General features: G+C 43.0%; 19 protein-coding genes and 5 pseudogenes. 15 read left to right on the top strand and 9 right to left on the bottom strand.

What is annotated here, in order from left to right; translation table 11 throughout:
• Position 1: 1 nt before the first annotated feature.
• Together ONZ52_RS23500 and ONZ52_RS23510 are read right to left on the bottom strand one after the other, a co-directional pair.
• Positions 2-488, bottom strand: a pseudogene (locus ONZ52_RS23500) (putative 4-hydroxy-4-methyl-2-oxoglutarate aldolase).
• A gap of 103 nt (positions 489-591) precedes the next feature.
• Positions 592-774, bottom strand: a complete 183-nt coding sequence (locus ONZ52_RS23510; RefSeq protein WP_265220995.1) for a hypothetical protein — start codon at positions 772-774, stop codon at positions 592-594.
• A gap of 370 nt (positions 775-1,144) precedes the next feature.
• Between ONZ52_RS23510 and ONZ52_RS23515 the strand changes: the two are divergent.
• The 4 genes and pseudogenes from ONZ52_RS23515 to efpL all read left to right on the top strand — a co-directional run.
• A pseudogene (locus tag ONZ52_RS23515) lies at positions 1,145-1,422 on the top strand (M14-type cytosolic carboxypeptidase); the annotation flags it as partial.
• A gap of 90 nt (positions 1,423-1,512) precedes the next feature.
• Positions 1,513-2,295 carry a M14 family metallopeptidase gene (locus tag ONZ52_RS23520; RefSeq protein WP_265221159.1) on the top strand — a complete coding sequence of 261 codons (783 nt, stop codon included), beginning with the start codon at positions 1,513-1,515 and terminating at the stop codon, positions 2,293-2,295.
• Positions 2,296-2,302: 7 nt separating this feature from the next.
• Positions 2,303-2,662, top strand: a complete 360-nt coding sequence (locus ONZ52_RS23525; RefSeq protein WP_265220996.1) for a nucleotide pyrophosphohydrolase — start codon at positions 2,303-2,305, stop codon at positions 2,660-2,662.
• A 172-nt stretch (positions 2,663-2,834) separates the two neighbouring features.
• On the top strand, positions 2,835-3,407 hold the full coding sequence (gene efpL / locus ONZ52_RS23530; RefSeq protein ID WP_265220997.1) for an elongation factor P-like protein EfpL: 573 nt from the start codon (positions 2,835-2,837) through the stop codon (positions 3,405-3,407).
• Between the two features lie 85 nt (positions 3,408-3,492).
• Here the strand turns inward: efpL and trmJ are convergent, their stop codons facing one another.
• From trmJ to ONZ52_RS23545, 3 genes are all read right to left on the bottom strand, one after another.
• Positions 3,493-4,275 carry a tRNA (cytosine(32)/uridine(32)-2'-O)-methyltransferase TrmJ gene (gene trmJ, locus ONZ52_RS23535; protein ID WP_265220998.1) on the bottom strand — a complete coding sequence of 261 codons (783 nt, stop codon included), beginning with the start codon at positions 4,273-4,275 and terminating at the stop codon, positions 3,493-3,495.
• Positions 4,276-4,460: 185 nt separating this feature from the next.
• Complete coding sequence (locus tag ONZ52_RS23540; protein ID WP_265220999.1) at positions 4,461-5,771, bottom strand: J domain-containing protein; 1,311 nt, start codon at positions 5,769-5,771, stop codon at positions 4,461-4,463.
• A 115-nt stretch (positions 5,772-5,886) separates the two neighbouring features.
• On the bottom strand, positions 5,887-8,334 hold the full coding sequence (locus ONZ52_RS23545; protein ID WP_265221000.1) for an EAL domain-containing protein: 2,448 nt from the start codon (positions 8,332-8,334) through the stop codon (positions 5,887-5,889).
• A gap of 118 nt (positions 8,335-8,452) precedes the next feature.
• On the opposite strand from ONZ52_RS23545, the pseudogene moaC reads away from it, so the two are divergent.
• The 3 genes and pseudogenes from moaC to ONZ52_RS23560 all read left to right on the top strand — a co-directional run bounded on the left by moaC (position 8,453) and on the right by ONZ52_RS23560 (position 9,630).
• A pseudogene (gene moaC / locus ONZ52_RS23550) lies at positions 8,453-8,933 on the top strand (cyclic pyranopterin monophosphate synthase MoaC).
• Positions 8,926-9,180 carry a MoaD/ThiS family protein gene (locus ONZ52_RS23555; RefSeq protein ID WP_265221001.1) on the top strand — a complete coding sequence of 85 codons (255 nt, stop codon included), beginning with the start codon at positions 8,926-8,928 and terminating at the stop codon, positions 9,178-9,180. The pseudogene moaC and the gene ONZ52_RS23555 overlap by 8 nt, the downstream one beginning before the upstream one ends.
• On the top strand, positions 9,181-9,630 hold the full coding sequence (locus ONZ52_RS23560; RefSeq protein WP_265221002.1) for a molybdenum cofactor biosynthesis protein MoaE: 450 nt from the start codon (positions 9,181-9,183) through the stop codon (positions 9,628-9,630).
• 16 nt (positions 9,631-9,646) lie between these two features.
• On the opposite strand, the gene ONZ52_RS23565 is transcribed toward ONZ52_RS23560, so the two are convergent.
• Positions 9,647-10,894 (bottom strand): tyrosine-type recombinase/integrase, encoded by a 1,248-nt coding sequence (locus tag ONZ52_RS23565; protein ID WP_265221003.1) that lies wholly within the window; start codon positions 10,892-10,894, stop codon positions 9,647-9,649.
• 329 nt (positions 10,895-11,223) lie between these two features.
• On the opposite strand from ONZ52_RS23565, the gene ONZ52_RS23570 reads away from it, so the two are divergent.
• Entirely contained in the window at positions 11,224-11,496 is a 273-nt protein-coding gene (locus ONZ52_RS23570; RefSeq protein WP_265221004.1) for a hypothetical protein, read from the top strand.
• 46 nt (positions 11,497-11,542) lie between these two features.
• On the top strand, positions 11,543-11,821 hold the full coding sequence (locus ONZ52_RS23575; protein WP_265221005.1) for a hypothetical protein: 279 nt from the start codon (positions 11,543-11,545) through the stop codon (positions 11,819-11,821).
• Between the two features lie 53 nt (positions 11,822-11,874).
• Here the strand turns inward: ONZ52_RS23575 and ONZ52_RS23580 are convergent, their stop codons facing one another.
• The gene (locus ONZ52_RS23580; protein ID WP_265221006.1) at positions 11,875-13,218 is read right to left on the bottom strand and encodes a M48 family metalloprotease; all 1,344 of its coding nucleotides are present in this window, start codon (positions 13,216-13,218) and stop codon (positions 11,875-11,877) included.
• A 106-nt stretch (positions 13,219-13,324) separates the two neighbouring features.
• On the opposite strand from ONZ52_RS23580, the gene ONZ52_RS23585 reads away from it, so the two are divergent.
• Both ONZ52_RS23585 and ONZ52_RS23590 read left to right on the top strand, forming a co-directional pair.
• On the top strand, positions 13,325-13,567 hold the full coding sequence (locus ONZ52_RS23585) for a sulfurtransferase TusA family protein (RefSeq protein WP_265221007.1): 243 nt from the start codon (positions 13,325-13,327) through the stop codon (positions 13,565-13,567).
• An 84-nt stretch (positions 13,568-13,651) separates the two neighbouring features.
• A pseudogene (locus ONZ52_RS23590) lies at positions 13,652-14,636 on the top strand (AI-2E family transporter).
• Positions 14,637-14,692: 56 nt separating this feature from the next.
• Here ONZ52_RS23590 and ONZ52_RS23595 read toward each other — a convergent pair.
• Complete coding sequence (locus tag ONZ52_RS23595) at positions 14,693-16,318, bottom strand: alpha-amylase family glycosyl hydrolase (protein ID WP_265221008.1); 1,626 nt, start codon at positions 16,316-16,318, stop codon at positions 14,693-14,695.
• A 187-nt stretch (positions 16,319-16,505) separates the two neighbouring features.
• On the opposite strand from ONZ52_RS23595, the gene ONZ52_RS23600 reads away from it, so the two are divergent.
• The gene (locus tag ONZ52_RS23600; protein WP_265221009.1) at positions 16,506-17,540 is read left to right on the top strand and encodes an MFS transporter; all 1,035 of its coding nucleotides are present in this window, start codon (positions 16,506-16,508) and stop codon (positions 17,538-17,540) included.
• 112 nt (positions 17,541-17,652) lie between these two features.
• On the opposite strand, the gene ONZ52_RS23605 is transcribed toward ONZ52_RS23600, so the two are convergent.
• A complete protein-coding gene (locus ONZ52_RS23605; RefSeq protein WP_265221010.1) occupies positions 17,653-18,543 on the bottom strand; it encodes a LysR family transcriptional regulator in 891 nt (296 codons plus the stop codon).
• A 93-nt stretch (positions 18,544-18,636) separates the two neighbouring features.
• Here ONZ52_RS23605 and leuC point away from each other — a divergent pair.
• The 3 genes and pseudogenes from leuC (at position 18,637) to leuB (ending at position 21,837) form a co-directional block, all read left to right on the top strand.
• A pseudogene (leuC, locus tag ONZ52_RS23610) lies at positions 18,637-20,066 on the top strand (3-isopropylmalate dehydratase large subunit).
• A gap of 11 nt (positions 20,067-20,077) precedes the next feature.
• Positions 20,078-20,728, top strand: a complete 651-nt coding sequence (gene leuD / locus ONZ52_RS23615) for a 3-isopropylmalate dehydratase small subunit (protein ID WP_265221011.1) — start codon at positions 20,078-20,080, stop codon at positions 20,726-20,728.
• A gap of 29 nt (positions 20,729-20,757) precedes the next feature.
• Entirely contained in the window at positions 20,758-21,837 is a 1,080-nt protein-coding gene (leuB, locus tag ONZ52_RS23620; RefSeq protein WP_265221012.1) for a 3-isopropylmalate dehydrogenase, read from the top strand.
• The last annotated feature ends 10 nt before the right edge of the window (positions 21,838-21,847 follow it).

A 21,847-nucleotide genomic window follows, 5' to 3' on the forward strand; every position in this document is an offset into this window, starting at 1 on the left:
TTTAAGGTAAGGCTAATGGCTGTTTTGAGACGGCAATACCATTTAGATCACAATAGATATAGTCTCCTTGTGAAACAGAGATGCCAGCAAAGCGTAATGTTCTTCCAATATCACCTAGGCCACGTTTTTCTGTTGGCATAGGATGGGCGCATAAAGCATGAATGCCAATGTTGAGTTGTGATTGGGCTGTAACATCACGGATTGCGCCATATATAACAAAACCTTCCCAGCCATTGTTAACCGCCTTTTCCGCCAGCATATCGCCAAGCAGAGCACGTCGTTTGCTGCCGCCGCCGTCAATCACCATGACCTTTCCTTTGCCATTTTCATTGACGAGTCTCTCGGATTCGGCTGTTATCTTCAAAGCAAGATACGGTGACAACTTGCCCATAAAAATGACATCGTTTTCCGTATGAGGTGAAAATAGCGTCGGCGATTTGTAATTGCTCAGGGTATAAATCACAAAGATCTGGGAGGAGGTCTTTCATCTAATTCACCTATTTAGAATCAAAAAACGATGTATTTGACTCTAAATAAGCGATTGTGAAATGGCCAGTTTTTCTAGCGCATATTGACTATTCAGTAAGGTAATTAGTCTTCTATGGCGGGGATGTCACTGGGGTCGATCAGCCCATGTTCAACGGCTATTTGCAGCAATTGGATTATGAGTTCATCGGGCGGCAATAGGTGCAATGGTGTTGTTTGGCCTTGTTCTGCTAAGGCGTCGTCTAAGTCTACATCGCGTTCTTCAAACCAAGAGTGAATGCTTTGCACTTCGAAGCTGGCTCCATTCCCTTGATGTCGTAGACGGTTTCGATTAATAGGCTGATGGGTTCAGGTTCAAGTGCGTAAATGACGTCGGTATCAAATTCATTGATCCATTCGGCTAGAATGTCGCTGGCTTCGTAGCCAAATTCGTAGAGTTGTTGTTCATCAAGGTCGAGGGCGTTGGACTTCGATGCGGTGTAGTTCCAACCATTCGTCGTCAGGTATGACCAGAACTTCTTTTACTTGTGCCTCGTGTGTGGACCAGGTGAAAAGTAGCGGAAACGCTGGCTCGTCAGAAGAATTGGCGACAGCCGTCATGAATATAGGTAAACTTGCCATAATTTAGAACCAATGTTTGATTGTTAAGGAAGAATAAATGACCAGCCGAATCAAGATCAGTAGTGCGTTTGATGGCGGTAATATCTCCGTTATTGAAGCCTCGGAGCCGGACAATATTAGAGTAAAGATCCCTAATGATACAAACTCTAAATTTTTGCAGTGGTTTTATTTTCGTCTACAGGGGGGATGGGTGAGCAATGTGTCATTCAATTTGAGAACGCCAGCGATGCAGCGTACCCTGATGGTTGGGTGGATTATCAAGCAGTCGCATCTTATGACCGTGAATATTGGTTTCGTGTACCGACTGAATACGTGGATGGTAAATTGGTGATTACTCATCAACCAGAGCAAGACAGTGTGTATTATGCCTATTTTGCGCCTTACAGCTATGAACGTCATTTAGATATGATTGCTTGGGCGGCAAGTCATGAAGATTGTATTACGGACCACTTGGGTGAAACCGCGGAAGGTCGTGATATTACTTTATTAGAGGTGAGTAAAACCCAAGGTCTGGCAAAAAATATTTGGATTATAGCTCGCCAGCATCCTGGCGAAACGATGGCCGAATGGTTTGTTGAGGGTTTGCTTGAGCGGTTGTTTGATGAATCGCATCCGATCGCCCGTGCGCTACTAAAGCAATGTCGTTTTTATGTTGTGCCAAATATGAATCCAGATGGCGCGGTGCACGGTAACTTGCGTGTCAATTCCAAAGGCGTGAATTTGAATCGTGAATGGAAAAACCCAACCGCTGAATTCAGTCCAGAAGTGCTGGCAGTACAAAAGAAAATGGCTGAAACCGGTGTGGATTTATTTTTGGATATTCATGGTGATGAGACCCTTCCAGCGAATTTCGTTGATGGTTGTCAAGGCGTGCCGTCGTTTGATGCGCGTATGGAAGCCATGGAAACCTTGTTTAAAGATGCTTTTCTTGCTGTTAGCCCAGATTTTCAAACAGAAATTGGTTATACGCCTGCTCAATTTGGCGAAGCCAATTTAACAGTAGCCACCAAATGGATAGGGGAAACGTATAAATGCTTGTCTTTCACCTTGGAAATGCCGTTTAAAGACAATAAAAATTTACCAGATGAGGTGGTGGGTTGGTCTCCAGAGCGTGCGAAAATTCTCGGTGCCGATGTGCTTTATCCTATTTATCAAGTCATTATGAGTCCCTCATATGAAGGCGAATGATTAATCCATGTCAGATAATCTAGACTCCTTGGTAACGTTAAAACGTGCCATGCGCCAATTTGCACAAGATAGAGAGTGGGAGCAATTCCATTCTCCTAAAAACTTGTCGATGGCCTTGGCTGGAGAAACGGCAGAGTTGCTAGATTGTTTTCGTTGGTTAACGGAAGAGGCGTCTTATCAATTAGACCCTGAACAATTGTCTGCTGTGCAGGATGAATTGGCCGATGTGTTGTTATTTACGGTTCGTCTGGCTGATAAACTGAACCTTGATTTATTTGCCGCGGCGCAACAAAAAATGGCGAAAAATGCTGAGCGTTATCCCGTTGAAAAAGTGAAGGGCAGCGCTAAAAAATACAATCAATACTAGTGCTTTGCCAATAAGCCTTCTATTTGTTGTTATTTTCCGTTATTTGTAAGGTAAATCTTGATTTAGTATCTAGCGAACGAAGGCAAACTGGATTAGGATCTGGCATTCAAAATGGCAATGAATTTAATGCCCATATTTATTTTTATAAAACGTAATTTTAGGACGAAGAAAAATGCCTAAGGCAAGTGAGATCAAAAAGAATGTTGCTATTAGCTATGACAATAAAACGTACATAGTAAAAGACATTGAGCGTTCTGTACCACAAGGTCGTGCGGGTGGTAGCCTGTACCGCATGCGTATGTATGACGTGGTATCGGGTCGTAAATTGGATGAGACGTTTAAAGATTCAGACATGATCGATCTTGCCGATCTTGTTCGTCGTCAAGTGATGTTTTCTTATTCTGATGGCGATGAGTATGTTTTCATGGATAACGAAGATTATACGCCTTACAGTTTGAATAAAAGCGCTATAGAAGAAGAGGTGCTTTTTATCAATGAAGAAACGCATGGTATTCAAGTTGTGTTGGTTAATGAGGCTCCTGTTTCTATTGAATTGCCGACCAACGTTGAATTAGAAGTGGTTGAAACCGATCCTTCTATTAAAGGTGCTTCAGCGACGTCTCGTAACAAGCCAGCTAAATTGTCGACGGGTGCTGTTATTCAAGTGCCTGAGCATATTTCTACAGGTGATCGAATCAAGGTTAATGTGGAAGAGCGTAAATTTGCCGGTCGCGCAGAGAAGTAAGTTTACTTATTTGTCGAATGCTAAAAAAATGCAGCCCATGGGCTGCATTTTTTTTAGGTGATATTGTCAGAATATGACGGTTTGTCTACTCGTCTTTGGCCTCTTCTTTGAGGGCTTCTTTGGCTTTTTTCTCTGGATGGTTGTTTGCTTCTGTTAACCCAGCTTCGCGCTGTATGGCCGCCAAGACGCCTCGTAAAATTCCCAATTCTTGTTTTTCAGGGCGAGATCGATTGAAGAAACGATGTAGTTTATCCAGCACTTTGCCTGGGTGATTGCGGATAATAAAATTGATACCGTAAAGCGTTTCTTCTAAATGCTCATAGAAAAGGTCCATGTCTTTTTTATGAGGATATTCAGGCGTTTCTTTTTGATATTTGTCTTTGTTTTGATTCGCCATCCAAATTTCGTAGGCAACGATTTGCACAGCTTGTGAAATATTTAAGACAGGGTATTCATCGTTTGCGTCTATGTACACTTGTCGATGGCATTGAGCGATTTCATCGTTTAATAAGCCTGTCGTTTCACGGCCAAAAAGAATCGCAACATTATGATCCACCGCTTCAGGTATCACGCTTTCTGCGCATTCACGGGCATTCATTATTGGCAATTGAAAAGTGCGATGACGGGCACTTGTGCCAATAACAAGGCTGCAGTCTGCAATGGCTTCTTCGAGTGTGGAAACAATGGTGGCATTGTCAAGTAGATCGACGGCGCCAGCAGCGCGACTGGTGGCTTCTTCAGACGGGTAGTCATTTGGGTCAACCAAATAGAGATTGGTTAAGCCCATGTTTTTCATAGCCCGCGCAATGGCGCCAACGTTACCTGGGTGAAAAGTGTTGATTAATACGATTCGGATGTTACTTAGCATGGGTTTTGAAGTACTCAGGGTTGTTTGTCTCTTAGATACCTTTTCACGACTACTGTGCTTGCCAATACTTTGTTAAAAATAGACTCAAAATGCTCATTTATAACTCATAAACTCCGCTTTCTCGTCTATTTTTGCTTCGTCTTGGCTTCGCTCGTGACTTCGTGCAAAGGTCTCCAATAGGCTGATTAGGGTGATAGCGTGAGTGTCTGCTCAGTGCTAGCGAAATCGACCTTATCTAAGATGACTCTAGTTGTGTCGTTAAAGAGGAATTGGTTACAAGCGTGATGATACAGGGAACCGGTCTCTAACACCAATCGGTAGTTGCCTTTCGGGATGTAATTGGCGGCATAGGCTTGTTTTCCATAGAGATAAATAGAAAAAGGCGCTTTGCCATCATAGGATTCAAAGGTGAGTATGCTGTGTTCTGGCAGTTGGTTTAGTATGCGTAGTCTACTGTTGCCGTTCGCCTGGCCAATTAATTCACCATGTTGTGGTGCGATGCCCGGTTGTCCAAAGCAGCCTGTTTGAATGGCCTGCTGAACGCTGCCAAAACCGATGTTTTTTGCCTGTACCCAGCCGCTCATGCCGTCATAGCGCACTGTTAGCCAGTTGCCTTGTAACTTAATGCTCTGAATATCTGATTGCGCTGGAATGGTTTGCAATAAGGCGCTGGAGACATCTGGTTCCGCGTAAAGTGGCGTACTGTTTAAGGTATAGCTTATTCCAATGCGAAACTGCGGATATAGACCTGTGATGTACGTCGTCGCGCTGGACTCGGGTGTGGTTTCTTCTGAAGAAGACTGCCAATACAGTGTGCTGTACACGCCCGCCGCAAAAAACGCGATGTAGGTCGCGGCTCGAAAAGCGGCTTTAGCCACATCTAGCCGAATAGGTTGACTTACTGGCTCATCATAGTATGAGTGTGTTGATTGCGCGTATTCCTCCTCGTCGTCTACGAAGGATTGATAAGGAGGAATATTGGTCGCTTTTTCTTTTGTATTCGTATTATCTGTGTAGCTAAAACCTTGTGTGTTGAAATCTTTTGACGCTTTGAATGCCTCTTCGTATAAGGCTTTGACACGTTTTTCGTTTAGGGTGTTTCGAGCCGCCTTGATGGCTTCGGCGCGGGTTTTTTCATGATGAGCGTTGTTGCGTTTCATTTCCTCATAGGCACGTTGACGCTCTCTGACAAAGGCCGCTTGTTCTTTATCTGTCGCCGTAGAAAAGTGGGTGTAACGATTTTTTGCCGCAGAGCTTTGAGTGTTTTCTTTGGTGAAGGTAAAAGGCTTCCAGTCCGTGACTTGTGCGCTTTGACGAATAGCATTGGTCACATTTTCATAAGCGGCTTGCAGTCGCTGAAAAAGCTCAGTCGTGTCTCTATCTGGGTTTTTGTCAGGATGATAACGTCTAGCCAACCGTCTAAACGCGATTTTTGCTTCCTGCTCACTGGCGGTAGTAGGAATCTCCAGTAGTTGATAATCGTCTATTAGGCTCATGGGATGTCAGCTACATAACCGTTTTTTGTCGTGGTGGGGTGAATATATAAACGCTCAATGCATTATGCACGATTTGTTGGCGTTGACAAAGGCGGAACTGTTTTATCCAAAAGAGTCAGGTAGTCAGTGGGTGACATGGGGCGGTATAGATGATATCCCTGTCCCACTTGGCAGTGCCAACTTTTAATAATTGCAGTATGCCGTCAGACTCAATGCCTTCGGCGACACTGATAATATCGAGGTTTTTACTCAGGTCTATCATGTTACGAGATAAAATTTGACTTTGGGTATCATCGAGTAAGTTCGTAATAAAAAATCGGTCTATTTTCAATTCATCCGTTTCTAAAGCCACAAGATTTTGCATGGAGCTATAGCCGACACCAAAATCATCAATGGCCAGTTTGAAACCAGCCTGATGTAGCTGTTTAACGTTATTGTGTACCAAGGCATTATTTTGAAAAACACTGGTTTCAGTGATTTCTATGGTGAACTTATTGGCCACTAATTGATACTTGCTTAAGTGTTCCAAGATTCGTTGGGCAAAATTTTCTTGTAGTAGGTCTAGTGCTGAAATGTTTATCGACAAGCGTTGTGTGGATAGTGCTTTGGGGTGTTGTGATGCCCATAAAAAAACACTTTCTAATAGTTTATCGGTGAGTTTATAAATAAGGCCTGTTTGTTCTGCAAGTGGAATGAATTCACCCGGTGAAACTTGTCCTATATGGTCATTGTGCCAACGAATGAGCACTTCACCTCCTACAATCTCATTTGTTGAGAGATCTACCTGAGGTTGAATATCAAAATACAAAATGTCGTGTTGGATGTCTTCTGTTAGTAGGGTAATTAAACGCAGTTGATGTGCATGGTTGTTCTTAAGATTGTCGGTGAAAGGAACCCAATTGCCGGAGGAGTAGGTGACAGAATCTTTCGCAATCAGAGCATTTTGATACAATTTATCAAGATCGGTGCCTTGAGATGGGTAAAGAGCACTGCCTATTTTATACTGATGCCGAAAATGAATTTTATTCACCAGCGTTGGATGGTCGAGAGTGTCTTGTATTTGCTGAATTTGCGTTTTGAGTGCTTCTGGCTGGGTGCTGATGAAAACAATATTTTTTGTTGTCATGCGGATGATCTTCATCGCGTTTTTCTTGGACAATGAAAAGGGTAATAATCCGTCCATTGTCATGGTTTGTTGATGCACCTTTAAAATAATTTCACACATAGCGGCATCGGCTTTTGCTGGGCCGAATGCTTGGCTTAATGTTTGGTGGTTCGTTAGGTCTATTATGACTAAGGCTAGTTTTTGGTTAGTTAGGCCTTGCTTTTCTAATTGGGCTGGTAGCTTGTCAAAATAGTAAGTCCGATTGGGCAAATGAGTTGCTAAATCGGTTAAAGCTTGTATTCGGCGGTCGCGTTCCATTTGTTTGGCTTTATCAGCAAACGCGAAAGCGAAACCGAGTAGTTGCACAATACAAGCGATGGGGAAAATGGCTTCTGTTGCAGGGGTGATTGGGAGTATTTTCCAAAAGATAAGCGTATTTAGTATGCTGCCAGTAAGCAAAAAAAACCAAGAGAATAGATAAAACCGCACTGGTGTAAAGCCTTTGTAATAGGCTTTTATTCCCCAAGTGATACATATAAAGAAGAGAAATACTTCGATGAACGCAAAAAGCAGTGCAAATATTTTTACAGAAAAAAGCTGTGTCGCAAGTAAAAAGGCGACAAATAGCCAATCACCGTACTGTTTGATGAGGGTGTTTGGGGCGGGTATCTGCGTTTCTTTTAGAAAATGTATGCTAAAACGAAACAGAATCCATGCCCCCAATCCAAAAACAACAAAGAGGTTGCTCGTGATCCATTGACTGATTGCCTGTGAGAAAATCCATCGGTTAAAACCTGTGATAGTAGAGAGTGAGATAAAGATAATCAGGTTTAATGCTAGGTAATAAATAAAACCAGGTTGTTTCAATAAGATGAAAAGAAAGACGTTATAAATCAATAATATACATAATGTGCTGATAATAAACGTCCAGAAAATCAATTTCTGCGCTTTTTGATTTGTCGCGGTTGAGCTATCCATTAGCTTGATTGGCGTCAGTAGCGGATGGTTGCCTTGTTTACGAATGAGTAGGCTTGTACTGTGTTGATTGGAGAGTGTGATTGGAATCCATATGCCATCATACTGACGGCTGTCTTTGCCCCAGTCTTGTAATGCGCCTCTTTTCCATTGCGATACGAGTTGTCCATCATGAAATAAGTAAAAGTCGAGCTGCTCTATGATGTAATAGCTAAAGGTAAGATAAAGAGTTTTTGTGCTTTCTTGTTCTGTGGCTTTGGGGAAAGTGAGCTTGTGCCAATACGCGTTTTCTGAGAAATTTTGTGATTCAGGATAAAGGTTATCGCTAAATTCATCGCTCAGAAAGGCGGCTTCAGCGGAAGTGGGGGTGATTTCTTTGAAGGTGGGAATGACGGATGGCGTGTATGAGTCGCCTCCAAAAGCATTCTGCACTGACAGCTGAGTCAGTAGTAAAAGACAAAATATAAGGGGATTGGCTGTCATTCCTGATGTGCCTCTTAGGCTTAACTTGGTTGCTGTTAAAAGACTTCACTTGCAATACGGTTGGCTTTCTTAAAATATAGGCGACATTTTTAATCAATGTATACTGTTTAGGATTTTTATGAGCGATAAACTTACTCACTTGGATAGTCAAGGCCATGCGCACATGGTGGATGTTTCTGATAAAGACATCACTAAGCGAACGGCGACCGCTAAGGCTATCGTTCTCATGAAGCCGATAACCCTAAAAAAGTGATAGAAGGTGGCTTACCAAAAGGAGATGTGTTGGCTACTGCACGTATAGCCGGTATCCAAGCGGCAAAGAAGACGGCCGATTTGATACCCCTATGTCACCCATTGATACTGACGAAAGTAACCGTAGATATTAATGTGGTGAGTGATTGTGAGCTTGAGGTGTTATGTACCTGCTCTTTATCTGGTAAAACTGGCGTTGAAATGGAGGCGTTAACGGGAGCCAGTATTGCCGCTTTGACCCTTTATGATATGTGCAAAGCGGTTGATAAAGGGATTGTGATTCAGGCGGTTTCTCTGTTAGAAAAAAAGGCGGCAAGAGTGGTGATTGGAGTAATAACAATGCCTAGTGTTAGAGTGGTTTTTTTTGCCTCATTAAAAGAGCGTATCGGCCAAAATGAGTATGTGGCTGAGATCGCGCTGCCATTAAGTATTGGTGATTTAAAGCACCTATTGGCAAGCCAACTTAATCAAGGCAGTGTGCTGCTTGAAAAGGGAATTCAATCTTCCATTGATTTTGAATTCGCTAGAGACGCAGACATGGTCTCTGAAACCGTGAAAGAGGTGGCTTTTTTCCCACCTGTAACCGGAGGCTAGATGATTCGTGTACAAGAAGAAGATTTTCACGTTGATGAGTTGTATCAAGGTCTCTTGAAAGCCAACAAGACAGGTGCCGTGGCTATGTTTGTTGGATTAGTGCGTCAGTTTTCAGACTTGCCAAAGGCGGTTTGTCATTTTGAGCTTGAGCATTATCCTGGAATGACGGAGCGAAATTTACAAAACATAGTCGATGAAGCCAATAAACGTTGGTCCTTACTTGATGTTTGCGTTGTACACCGCGTTGGCCGTTTATCAGTGGATGATCAAATTGTGTTTGTCGGGGTGAGCGCGGCCCATCGTGCGGAAGCGTTTCAGGCCTGTGATTTTGTTATGGATTATTTAAAGAGCCGAGCGGCGTTTTGGAAAAAAGAGTCTCAAGGCTCCCAAAGCCATTGGGTGGAAGCCAATGGTAGTGATGAAGTGAGCCTAGAGCGCTGGAAAAAGTAATTTGGCGTGTGCGTGACTAATGAGGGCGAAGGGTTTTCTTTCGTCCACTTGCATGACGCTCTCGGTATTCGGTATCAATGTATTTGTCTGTCGTCGCCATGCTCGCGTGCCCCGCGTCTTCTCTGACGTGTTCTTTTGGTCTGGTTTTAACATCTTCAGATATGCCTGTGTGTCGTAACCAGTGAACGGTTGCGACACGCAAATCATCAGCATCGGCACGCATGCCATCTTCACACATACGCTCATAGGCTTTGTCGAAACACAGCTGAACAATATTACGTACTTGCCGTGAGCTGGTCATAGCGCCTTGGCCTCTATTTTTAGGCACTAGAGGGGTGTTTTCAGCAATGGTTGGAAGCATGGGTAAGTCTCGAAAACGACGGTAGCGAATCAAGGCATTGAGCATATCGTCTGATACCGCAACTAGACGTTCTTTATTGCCCTTAGACAGCACTTTAAACCACCAATGCCCATCGGAGTCTTTAATGAAATCTCCCATCACTGGTGCTGATCGTTCGTCGGCCACTAATTCTGAAATTCGCAAATACATCCCCAGTAGGGCGTTCATAATAAACAGAGTGCGTTCGTGATTGACGGGGTCTTCTTCTGCAAGCATTTCAGCGGTTTCAATAACATAGTCCCACTGTAGGTTAGAAATTCGTCGCACTTGCTTACGCGTTACTTCTTTCTTAACAAATTTACTTTTTTGTCTAATTAAAGCAACTGGGTTTTGCTGCGCGGCATCTTCTTGCATAAGAAAACCATAATAAGACGATAGAATTGAGAATGTGGCGCGGATTGCCGCTTGAGACAACGAGTGCAATTTTGTTTTTGGTACGTCACCATTTTTGAATTCCAATTTGCTGACATGGGCCACAAAGGGTCGCCACTCTTTGTTTGCGATTCTTTGTCCCATGTGTAATTTAAAACGAGCAACGTTTTTTATGCCAATCCAACTTTCGGGAGGTGTTATGCAAAAGTGTATAAATTCTTCAATTTGATCGCGTCGCAATTGAGTAGTAGGGCAATTAGCAATATTCCATGACCACAGTAGTAGTCGTTCTACTTCTCGACGATACGAGTTGAAAGTAGCACGGGAGCCGTTGTAGCTATAGATAAAACATAAGGCAAGTTGGAGATCTCTGCGATACTCGGAATCACTAAGTTGAGGTGTCGATGCACTCAGATGAGTAAGAATACTATCAAACTGAGTGAAAGGGTTTGGTAGATTTTCTAAGTTATCGATTAAAGCAAGCGGCGTCATAATCTTTCATATCCAAATTGATGTCCTATATTAACAAAATTTTCGATGTATCCCACTGATTTATCATTCGCTACAAGCCTATCTTTAAAAAGTCGGTCTCAGTTTGTCTTTTTCTTCCTCATTTTTCAGCCTTTATGTCTCATTTATTTTGATTTCATTCTTTTTTATGTGATTTTGATGCAATTTGATACTTATTAATTCGTATTTGGAACAAAGGTGGAAGATAAGGTTTTGGGGTTTTTAAATTAAATTAAAAGACTATTATGAACTCATCGAAACACAATATGAATTGTGAATTAACATCAATATAGAATATCGAGGGAATAAATATGAAAACTTTTTCTAAATCAGCTATTACATTTTTTACTGCTTCTGTTATGGCAGCGTCTGCATTTGCTTCTGAATCAACAGATCGTGTGCAAAGCGCTAAAGGCAGTGTTGAAGCCTTGGGTGTTACGCTTGAAAACATGGGTGCTAACGTCGATACAAATGTCGATTTAAACGGTGCTTACACAGCGGATCAAAAAGCAGCTGTATACAAAGCTAAACACGCTGAACTACAAAGCCAGTTTAATACTTTGCATGCTCAGTCTGCTGAATAATTTAGGCTAAAAATATTTTTAATTATTAATTGAAGAGGGTTATATTATGAAAACGTTAAATAAAGCAGCATTGGCTATACTTGCAGCAACAGTTATGACAACTAGCGCATTTGCTAGTACAGAGGGTGCTACAGAGCGTGTTCAAAGCGCCAAAGGTAGTGTAGAAGCACTTTCTGTTACTCTTGAAAACATGGGGGCTGATGTAGACGCAAGTGTGGATATGAACGGTGCCTATACGGCCGATCAAAAAGTATCAATCTACAATGCAAAGCACGACGAACTACAAGCTCAATTTGATGCGTTACGCGCTCAATCAGCAGAGTGATACTGTGCAGTTCTTACAAAAAAGCCAAACATTTGTTTGGCTTTTTTATTGCTTTAATTTTCTTCTTCTAAATCTTCTTGTTTTTCTGCTTCATTTATTATTTTAAATTCTTCTATTGTATTATTTATGATGCTTTTTTCATTTTCTGTAGCATCTTTCTCTGCTCGGGTTATTAAATACTGAGCAGTCTTGTCTTTTCCTTGGCTGAAATCTAATAGTGCGCGGTAGTTTAATGCCATTGGTATATTGTTTCTGGATTGATAGTACTGAATATTAGCACGCCAAATTAGACGTTTTTCATAGATATAGTCAGATGATACGTTAATGGGTTTTGATTGGGTGGATTGTGCGTATAACATAGAGAAAAGGATGTTGTTGGGAGAAAGTTCTAATTGTCGGTTAATAATAACCAATCCTTCTTCTGCGTTATTTGCAGCGATAAAGCTTAGGGCTTGCAGGTAATCTGTAAACTTATTGTGCTTTTCTAGCTTGTTTAAGAAGCTTAGTGCACGTTCGGGTGACTGGACAATATAAGAAAAGAGTGCCTTGGCAAAGTTTCTGACATCATTGTCTTGGATTCTTTGGTCCAAGTACGCCAATGGTCTGTCTTCTAAGCCAGCTCTGTACGCAAGCAGACTAGCCCGGAAATAATCAAAGTCACTCTGGGGGCGACTGTTTAGTATACTTTCCTGAGTGTCTGTGCTGAATGAATCAGAGAGACGAGAGTTTGGTGATGGGTGGGTGGACAAAAACTCTAATTTTGGTCTGCCTAGGGCTTGTTTAAAAAAGGCTTGAAAGAGTTTGGTCATGCCTTCTGGTGGTAGACCGGCGTTAATTAGGTATTCTCGCCCACGTCTGTCTGCTTCCTGCTCTTGATTTCGACTGTAAGTTAGTGTGTTTTCGGCTTGGTTTGCGATACCACCTAACCATAGTGCAGTAGTCGCATCGCCACCTGCTCCGGCGAGAGCCGCTGCAATCCCAGCGCCTAACATGACTAACGTTTTGCTAAGCTCTTCACTAGAGTGTTTTGTTTGGCGTTCATAATGTCGAAGATCTAAATGGGCCACTTCGTGTGCTAATAATCCATAGAGCATGTCTTCACTGGTGATCATTTCCATAATATCGGAATAGATAAAAAGGTGATTGCCGGGAATGACAAAGGCGTTACTTTGGGTGCTATTGAGCAACGTCATTTCAACAGTGGTATTGTAAAGATTTGTCTGTGGCAGGATATGAGAAAGCGCATCTTTCAAATAGTCGTAAGCGGGTGGGAAATCGATTAAGGCGCGACTGCCATTCAGTTTTCTAAACCAGTGCTGTCCAAGTATGTAAGAGGGATTAGATAATGCCCTCTCGTCCTTGTTGGCTTCAAGATCCGGAAGGTTTGCATTTGACATACTTGAGAAAGTGCTTGTAAAAACAATGGCTAAGATGGTTAAGCTTGTTGTAACGTTTGAAAATAGTCTCATAATATGGCTAATGTATTTTTGAGTAAGTTATAAAATGAACGATCTATACGAAGAGTATGACGTAATCTTGGATGCAAGAGAAGATCGTTGTCCAATGCCTTTGCTAAAGACCAAGATGGCGTTAAGCAGAATGGCTGTCGGGGAGCGACTGTGTGTTATAGCGACAGACTCTGGTTCGTTAAAAGATATTCCTCAATATGTGACCTTGGTTGGATTGTCTTTATTGTCGATGCAGGAAGATAATGCTGTCTATACCTTTGTTATTCAGAAAAGCTGAAACGGATTCGATATGTTTAAAATTGTTGATACGCTGATTAAACGATATTTTTCAAATGAGGAAGTGGTTGTTTTCTTGCTTCTGATGATTGCGACCTTGTGTGTTTTTGCTTTTTGGGGTGGTATTTTAGCGCCGATACTGATTGCCATTGTGCTCGCCTTTCTACTGCAAGGCCTGGTGGATCGATTGCAAAGTTTGGGTCTTGGTCATGTTACTTCAGTGCTTCTTGTATTTTCTGCTTTTATAACCGCATGCGGTGTTTTCATCGGTGTTATGGTGCCGATTATTTGGCGTCAGGCTGTTCGCCTTGTGCAGGATGCGCCCCGCATGTTCACGGATATACGTCATGAGGTACAACTGTTTGCGGAAGGTCATCGGGATTTTGTTAGCGAAGCCGCCATTGATGAGGTGATTAACTCGCTAGCAAATGAATCAACAAATCTAGGGCAATGGCTGGTCTCTTTTTCGATTGCCAGTATTCCATCTTTGTTCTCGTTAATTATTTATTTGGTGCTTGTGCCTCTGGTCATGTTTTTTGCTCAAAGATCAGCAGAAAATTCTCACTTATATGACGTCATGGTTACCAAAAGAAAGAAAAATGATGCGTAATATCGCCCATGAAATGAATGAACAAATTGCTAATTATATTCGCGGTAAGTTCATCGAAATGCTAGTTGTGGGGATCGTAACCTATATTGTATTTTTGGTGTTTGGTTTGAAATACGCTGAATTGCTTGCTCTTTTGGTTGGACTGTCGGTGTTGATTCCATATATAGGCGCAGCGGCGGTGACAGTGCCTGTGGTACTCGTTGCTTTTTATCAGTACGGCACTCAGAGTGAGTTTGTGTATGTTGTGATCGCTTATTTAGTCGTACAAGCTTTAGATGGGAATGTACTTGTGCCTTTGTTGTTTTCTGAAGCGGTGAATTTGCACCCATTAGCCATCATTGTTGCTGTGTTGTTTTTTGGCGGTATATGGGGGTTTTGGGGCATCTTTTTTGCGATTCCCTTAGCCACCTTGGTGAAGGCCATCATTAATGCTTGGCCAGATCAGCAACAGTTGGCCTAACTTTTATCACAGTATATTACTGATAGCCCTTTCTTATTGCTAAGAAAGGGCTTTTTTTAGAGGATTACTTTCGCCAGCAGAATGCTGTATGGAGGAAGAACAACGGTATTGCCGTCGATGTACCCACTGTGTATTGCTTCAGGCAATATCAAAGCAGACAGTTTAAGTTCGACAGGTAAAATAATGTCTTGATTGGCGGTATTAATAGCGACGTAAAGCTGCTTACTCTTATAAGCACGCAGAAATGTCAGTGTGGTGTCATCGTTGTACATAAATTCAATGTCACCATGGCGTAATTCTGCGTGGTTGCGTCTTACATGAAGAAAGTCACGGTAGGCATGCAGAACGGAGTGGCGATTGCCTTCTTGTTCGTTAACGGCCAGTGGACGTTGGGTGTCAGCAATGGGTAACCAAGGCACCGTAGACTGGGTAAAGCCTCCCAGCGTTTCGTTTTTCCATGGAATAGGGGTTCGACAACCGTCACGTCCTTTGAATTCTGGCCAAAAAGCAATACCAAAAGGGTCTACTAGTTGATCTAACGTCAGTTCAGCTTCTGGTAGACCAAGTTCTTCACCTTGATATAAGCAAACGCTTCCTCTTAGGGTTAATAGCATGGCCATGTAGATTTTGCTTTTGGCAATGGCATCGTGGTTTTTTCCCCAGCGAGTTGCTACCCGTTCTACGTCATGATTGCCGATGGACCAACAGGGCCAACCATCTCCTAATCCGGCCTCTATCGTCTCCATGGTATTGCGAATGTGTGTCATTGAAGCATCATGAGTGAGGAGGTCGAACGAGTAACACATGTGTAGCTTATCTTTACCCTGGGTATACGCTGCCATGGTTTCTAAAGCAAAATCGCAACCGACTTCGCCAACTGTGGTGGTATTTGGGTATTTATCTAATAGACTGCGCAAGCGCTGCAGGAAGCCAATGTTTTCAGGTCTGGATTTATCATAAAGGTGTAGTTGATAGGCGTAAGGATTGTCTAGTCTGACACCAATACTTCCTTCTACGACGTCTTTTTTAGGTGGGTTATTTCTTAGCTCTATATCATGATAGTAATAGTTGGCTGTATCAAGACGGAAACCATCAACACCGCGTTTTAGCCAAAACTCGACAGTATCAAGTAGGGCATCGACGACATCAGGGTTGTGGAAGTTTAAATCAGGTTGGCTGTCTAAAAAGTTATGAAGATAATATTGGCGACGGCGGCTGTCCCAATGCCAAGCTGGACCACCAAAAACAGACAGCCAGTTGTTAGGTACCGTGCCATCAGGGTTGGCATCTGCCCAAATATACCAATCGGCTTTCGCGTTATCATGACTGCTGCGTGACTCGACAAACCATGGGTGTTGATCGGAGCTGTGGTTAAGCACTTGGTCTATCATCACTTTAAGGCCATGATGATGAGCAGACTCAATCAGCTGGTCGAAGTCTTCTAGCGTGCCAAAGATAGGATCAACGTTACAATAATCACTGACGTCGTAACCAAAGTCTTTCATCGGAGAAGTGAAGAAAGGCGATAGCCAAATCGCGTCGACCCCCAGTGAGGCAATATAACTCATTTTTTGGGTGACGCCTGGAAGGTCACCGATACCATCGTTGTTTGAATCGAAAAAGCTTCTAGGATAAACCTGATAAATTACCGCGCCGCGCCACCATTCTTGATTCATCATCATGATTCCTTCTCACTGTAATAGGGATGTTTTGGTGTCATTGCTAACAGAATTTCTTAGATTTATAGAGGATTGGTCCCATTCTCTGTCGTGCTTTTTTGACATAATTGCAGCATACTCAATGATTATAATTAATGCATGATTTTTGTTGCTTTATTTAGTGGCAATTTTGTTATTTTTTGGAGCTGTGATGTTCTCTGATAATGCTCGCCCTGTGGCTTGGCCTTTATTCTTTTTTTATTTTTTCTTTTGTGCATTAGTGGGCGTAATGATGCCCTATATCTCCCTGTATTATAAATCGATCGGTTTAACCGCGTCAGAGATTGGTAGGTTGATGTCGACCTTTACCTTGTCTGGCATCTTGATACCGCATTTTTGGGGGTGGCTGACTGCAAAAGTAGGGCTTCCTAAGCGCATATTACAAATTGGAATTTTAGGCTGTTTTATTGCTGTTATCCCATTTAATTGGAATGATCAATTTGAAACCTTGTGGCTATTAACCTGTACGATGGCTTTGTTTTATTCCGCTTTGATTCCGATGACGGATTCTTTGGCAGTGAGGAGTATTCGACACTTAGATGTGCCTTATACTCGTCTGCGGGTTGGTGGTTCAATTGGCTATGTGTTTGCTGTAACGGGAGCGGGCTTTTTAATTGGTCAGTTTGGTGTCGTAATCGTTATTCCTACTATGTGCGTATTTTTAGCACTGGCTGTAGTGACGTCATTTTTCCTTAAAGAGCAGGCCTATGAGGTCCAGACTCAAAAAGCCACTACGTCTTTTTTGGCTTTGGTGAGAACGCCAGAGTCTATGTTGTTTTTTGGGTTAGCGTTTTTGGCATTTATGTCTCATGCACCTTTTAATGTCTTTTTTGCGGTGCATTTGTCGAACTCGGGTTACAGCGGCCAATACATCGGTTTACTAATGGCGTTGGGGGTCGTTATTGAGATCGTATTATTCTTGTTTTTTGGCAATACGATCAAGCGTTTTGACGTGGTTCACATTATTACCTTGTGCTTTATTTGCGGCATGGTGCGTTGGTTTTTAGTGGGATGGTTTGCTTCCGTGGTATGGGTGCTGATTTTTACCCAACTGCTGCATAGTATAACCTTTGCTCTCTTTCATATGGTTTCTATCGAACAGATTCGGCGTCTATTTCCAGAGCGCTTCGCAGGTCAAGGTCAGGCTATGTATAGCGCCTTTGCCATCGGCTTGGGGGCGGTTTAGGAATGGTTGTTGCCGGCTATTTATGGGAATGGATTGGTGGCGCATGGGTGTTTACTTTGGCGTCTTGTGTGAGTGCGTTGGCGTTAGGCATTCTCTTGTTCAGCCAGCGTCGTTAGTGCATTTCTAAGTTTGTGCCGTCGCTTTTTAATAGTTCAATAAAGGCGATGGCGGCACGACTCAATGTTCTTTGTTTGTGATGTATGACACCGAGTTTTCTTTCCACGTTTAAATCAGGCAAGTTTAAGACAACCAACTTTTCATCGACGAGTGTTGAGGGAAGGAGTGACCAACCCCAGCCGATGTTTACTAGCATCGCCAATGTTTCTAGGTTGTTTGTATTCATTCTTACTTTCGGTTTTAGCCCCTGCTTTCCAAAGGCTTGTTCGGCAATTTGTCTAGTAAACGTGTTTTTATTGGGCAAAACGCAAGCATGTTGTGCTAATTCAATAAGAGTTAGGTTCTTATAAAAAGCGAGAGGGTGGTCTTTACTGACGACACAGGTCAGTGGATCAGACCATATAGGCAAGGATTCAATTAATGGGTTTTCTTTGTTTGACAAGGTAATAATCCCTAGCTCTGCTCGACCTTTCAAAACATCTTGGTAGGCTTCTTCAGATTGCACAAATTCAATTTCTAATTGCGCACTGGGGTAATCTTCTTGAAATCGTTTGAGAGATTTAGGTAAACGGTGCAAGCCAATATGATGTCCGGTAGATATGCGCAATTCACCACTGACGTCTTGCATCTGTAATGTCATGCTGCGTTTGATTTCTTGCAGGTCTTCAGCCATTTTTCTAGCTTTGGGCAGCAAGCGAATGCCCGCTTCAGTTAATTGTACTTGCCGCCCGATACGATCAAAAAGTTTTACACCAAGGCTGTTTTCAAGTGAGGCTACTCGTTTGCTAATGGCGGGTTGGGTAACAAAAAGTTGATCTCCTGCTTCTGAAAAAGAGCTGGTCTCGGCAACTTTTATAAACGTAAGTAGTTCCGCGATGTCTATCATTCCAAAAAATTATCCAAAACATGAAAAATATGAATTTGAGTAATTTAAGCCAAAGTTTTAGGATAGCGCAATAGATTTCTGAGGAGAGAGCGTATGTCTGGTAAAACCCTTTATGACAAGTTGTGGGATAGCCATCTTGTTCAGCAACGAGATGACGGCAGTGCATTGATTTATATCGATTTGCAGTTGCTTCATGAAGTGACATCACCACAAGCATTTGAAGGTCTTCGGTTGGCTGGTCGTAAGCCTTGGCGTGTGTCGTCAAGCTTAGCAACGCCGGACCATAACGTACCTACCACTAAGAAAGAGCGTATTTCTGGTGTGGATGGTATTGAAGATCCTGTTTCGAAAATTCAAGTCACTACCTTGGATGATAACTGCAATGAATTTGGTATTACTGAATTCAACATGAAAGACATCCGTCAAGGCATCGTACACGTTGTTGGGCCAGAACAAGGTGCGACGCTTCCTGGTATGACGGTGGTGTGTGGTGATTCTCATACTTCTACCCATGGTGCATTTGGTGCTTTGGCGCATGGTATCGGTACGTCTGAAGTTGAACACGTGTTAGCGACCCAGTGTTTAGTACAAAAGAAAAGCCGCAATATGCTCGTTCGTGTTGACGGTGAATTGTCACCTTGGGTTTCTGCGAAAGACGTTGTTTTGGCGATTATTGGCGCGATTGGGACTGCGGGTGGTACTGGTTATGCCATTGAATTTGGTGGCACAGGTATTCAGTCTTTATCCATGGAAGGCCGCATGACGGTATGTAACATGGCCATCGAAGCGGGCGCTCGCGTTGGTCTGATCGCTGTAGACGATACGACCATTGAGTACGTAAAAGGTCGTCCTTATGCGCCAAAAGGTGAGCATTGGGACATGGCTGTCGAAGCTTGGAAAGATCTTGTGTCTGATAAAGATGCAAAATTTGACGAAGTGGTTGTGTTAAAGGCTGAGGATATTAAGCCGCAGGTTACATGGGGAACCTCGCCAGAAATGGTGATCGCTATTGATGAGCCTATTCCTCGCGCCGAAGATCAAAAAGATCCAGTGAAAAAAGAAGGTTATGCACGTGCTTGGAAATACATGGGGCTTGAAGGTAAGACCATGTTATCTGACGTCATTCTAGACCGTGTTTTTATCGGCTCTTGTACTAACTCACGTATTGAAGATTTGCGCATTGCTGCGCAAGTGGTGAAAGGTCGTAAAGTGGCGTCTAGCTTGAAGCAAGCGATTGTGGTTCCTGGCTCTGGCTTGGTGAAAGCACAAGCAGAGAAAGAAGGTTTACATGAAATCTTCGAAGCCGCTGGGTTAGAATGGCGTGAGCCAGGTTGCTCTATGTGCTTGGCAATGAACGCCGACAAGCTAGGCGCTGGTGAACATTGTGCGTCTACTTCGAATCGTAACTTTGAAGGGCGTCAAGGCTTTGGTGGTCGTACGCATTTGGTGAAGCTCCTGCTATGGCGGCTGCGGCTGCGATTGCTGGCCACTTTGTTGATGTTAATGAGTTTGTTAAAAGTTAGGAGAGAAGAGCATGCGTCCCTTTACTAAACACACAGGTTTAGCCGCTCCTTTGGATTTGGCAAACGTTGATACGGACATGATTATTCCAAAACAGTTCTTGAAATCCATCAAGCGTACTGGTTTTGGTAAAAATTTATTTGATGAGCTTCGTTACGAAGACGAAGGACAGCCAGATCAAGAGTGTGATGGTCGTCCATTGCGCAAAGATTTTGTATTAAACCAAGACCGTTACAAAGGCGCTAGCGTGTTACTGGCTCGCCAAAACTTTGGTTGCGGCTCTAGCCGTGAACATGCTCCATGGGCCTTAGACGATTATGGTTTTCGTTCCATTATTGCGCCAAGCTTTGCAGATATTTTTTACAATAACTGTTTTAAAAATGGCTTGTTACCTATCGTGCTGCAAGCAGAGGAAGTGGATCAATTGTTTGCTGAGGTGGCGCTTCGTGAAGGCGCTCAAATCACGATTGATCTTGAAAGCCAAACCGTGACATCACCTTCTGGTGCAACATTCGAGTTTACGGTTGATAATTTCCGCAAACATTGTTTGTTGAATGGCTTGGACGATATCGGCTTGACGCTACAGCAAGATGCCGCTATTCAGCGTTATGAAGAAAAACGAATGAAAGATGCGCCATGGCTTTTTTTGCCACGCGGTCAATAAATAAAAGATATCGATTTTAAGGATAAGAAATGACTAAAAAAGTATTGGTTTTACCAGGTGACGGTATTGGCCCTGAGATCGTTACGCAAGCGGTTCGTGTACTGGATGCGGTAAATGAACAGTTCTCCCTGAATATTCAACATGAAAGTGCCTTGGTTGGTGGTGCTGCTTATGATGAGACTGGATCTCCTTTACCCGAAACCACGTTAGCAAAAGCGAAAGTAGCCGATGCCATTTTGCTTGGCGCAGTGGGTGGTCCTAAATGGGATAAATTGGATATGTCGGTTCGCCCTGAAAAAGGCTTACTTGGACTGCGTTCCAATCTTGATCTGTTTTCGAATCTTCGTCCTGCTATTTTGTACCCACAGTTGGCGGATGCCTCTAGCTTGAAACCAGAAATCGTTGCTGGCTTGGATATTCTTATTGTTCGTGAATTAACGGGTGGCATCTACTTCGGTCAGCCACGTGGTATTCGTACATTAGAAAATGGTGAACGCGAAGGCTTCAATACCTACGTTTATAACGAGTCTGAAATTCGCCGCATTGGCCGATCTGCTTTTGAAGCCGCTCGTCAACGAGGTAAACGTGTGTGCTCTATTGATAAATCCAACGTGCTAGAAGTGACCGTGCTCTGGAAAGAAGTCATGGAAGAAGTGGCCAAAGAGTATCCTGATGTCCAATTGAGCCATATGCTAGTTGATAATGCTGCGATGCAGCTTGTTCGTGCCCCAAAACAGTTTGATGTAATGGTTACTGGCAATATGTTTGGTGATATCCTTTCTGATGCTGCTGCAATGTTGACAGGTTCTATTGGTATGTTACCTTCTGCATCACTCAATGCTGAAGGTCGTGGTATGTATGAGCCATGTCACGGATCTGCGCCTGATATTGCCGGTAAAGGAATTGCGAACCCATTGGCGACGATTTTGTCTGTTGCTATGATGTTGCGTTATTCTTTAGATGCAAAAGACGCGGCGGATGCCATTGAAGCGGCGGTGAGTAAAGTTCTAGACTTGGGTCTAAGAACAGCAGATATAGCATCAAAAGGATGCGAAACAGTTAGTACGCAAGCCATGGGCGATGCGGTTCTAGCTGCATTAAAAGCTTAATATCACTGTG

The sequence above is a fragment of the Marinomonas rhodophyticola genome (genome assembly GCF_026113935.1).
In the GTDB taxonomy this organism is placed as follows: Bacteria; Pseudomonadota; Gammaproteobacteria; order Pseudomonadales; family Marinomonadaceae; genus Marinomonas; species Marinomonas rhodophyticola.

What these genes read in the sequence shown, in the direction of transcription:
- ONZ52_RS23545 (WP_265221000.1), bottom strand. Translation starts at nt 8,334, where the DNA reads ATGACAGCCAATCCCCTTATATTTTGTCTTTTACTACTGACTCAGCTG.
- ONZ52_RS23565 (WP_265221003.1), bottom strand. Translation starts at nt 10,894, where the DNA reads ATGACGCCGCTTGCTTTAATCGATAACTTAGAAAATCTACCAAACCCT.
- ONZ52_RS23595 (WP_265221008.1), bottom strand. Translation starts at nt 16,318, where the DNA reads ATGATGATGAATCAAGAATGGTGGCGCGGCGCGGTAATTTATCAGGTT.
- ONZ52_RS23555 (WP_265221001.1), top strand. Translation starts at nt 8,926, where the DNA reads ATGCCTAGTGTTAGAGTGGTTTTTTTTGCCTCATTAAAAGAGCGTATC.
- ONZ52_RS23560 (WP_265221002.1), top strand. Translation starts at nt 9,181, where the DNA reads ATGATTCGTGTACAAGAAGAAGATTTTCACGTTGATGAGTTGTATCAA.
- trmJ (WP_265220998.1), bottom strand. Translation starts at nt 4,275, where the DNA reads ATGCTAAGTAACATCCGAATCGTATTAATCAACACTTTTCACCCAGGT.
- ONZ52_RS23540 (WP_265220999.1), bottom strand. Translation starts at nt 5,771, where the DNA reads ATGAGCCTAATAGACGATTATCAACTACTGGAGATTCCTACTACCGCC.
- ONZ52_RS23605 (WP_265221010.1), bottom strand. Translation starts at nt 18,543, where the DNA reads ATGATAGACATCGCGGAACTACTTACGTTTATAAAAGTTGCCGAGACC.
- ONZ52_RS23600 (WP_265221009.1), top strand. Translation starts at nt 16,506, where the DNA reads ATGTTCTCTGATAATGCTCGCCCTGTGGCTTGGCCTTTATTCTTTTTT.
- ONZ52_RS23520 (WP_265221159.1), top strand. Translation starts at nt 1,513, where the DNA reads ATGATTGCTTGGGCGGCAAGTCATGAAGATTGTATTACGGACCACTTG.
- ONZ52_RS23585 (WP_265221007.1), top strand. Translation starts at nt 13,325, where the DNA reads ATGAACGATCTATACGAAGAGTATGACGTAATCTTGGATGCAAGAGAA.
- leuB (WP_265221012.1), top strand. Translation starts at nt 20,758, where the DNA reads ATGACTAAAAAAGTATTGGTTTTACCAGGTGACGGTATTGGCCCTGAG.
- efpL (WP_265220997.1), top strand. Translation starts at nt 2,835, where the DNA reads ATGCCTAAGGCAAGTGAGATCAAAAAGAATGTTGCTATTAGCTATGAC.
- ONZ52_RS23580 (WP_265221006.1), bottom strand. Translation starts at nt 13,218, where the DNA reads ATGTCAAATGCAAACCTTCCGGATCTTGAAGCCAACAAGGACGAGAGG.
- ONZ52_RS23575 (WP_265221005.1), top strand. Translation starts at nt 11,543, where the DNA reads ATGAAAACGTTAAATAAAGCAGCATTGGCTATACTTGCAGCAACAGTT.
- ONZ52_RS23570 (WP_265221004.1), top strand. Translation starts at nt 11,224, where the DNA reads ATGAAAACTTTTTCTAAATCAGCTATTACATTTTTTACTGCTTCTGTT.
- ONZ52_RS23525 (WP_265220996.1), top strand. Translation starts at nt 2,303, where the DNA reads ATGTCAGATAATCTAGACTCCTTGGTAACGTTAAAACGTGCCATGCGC.
- leuD (WP_265221011.1), top strand. Translation starts at nt 20,078, where the DNA reads ATGCGTCCCTTTACTAAACACACAGGTTTAGCCGCTCCTTTGGATTTG.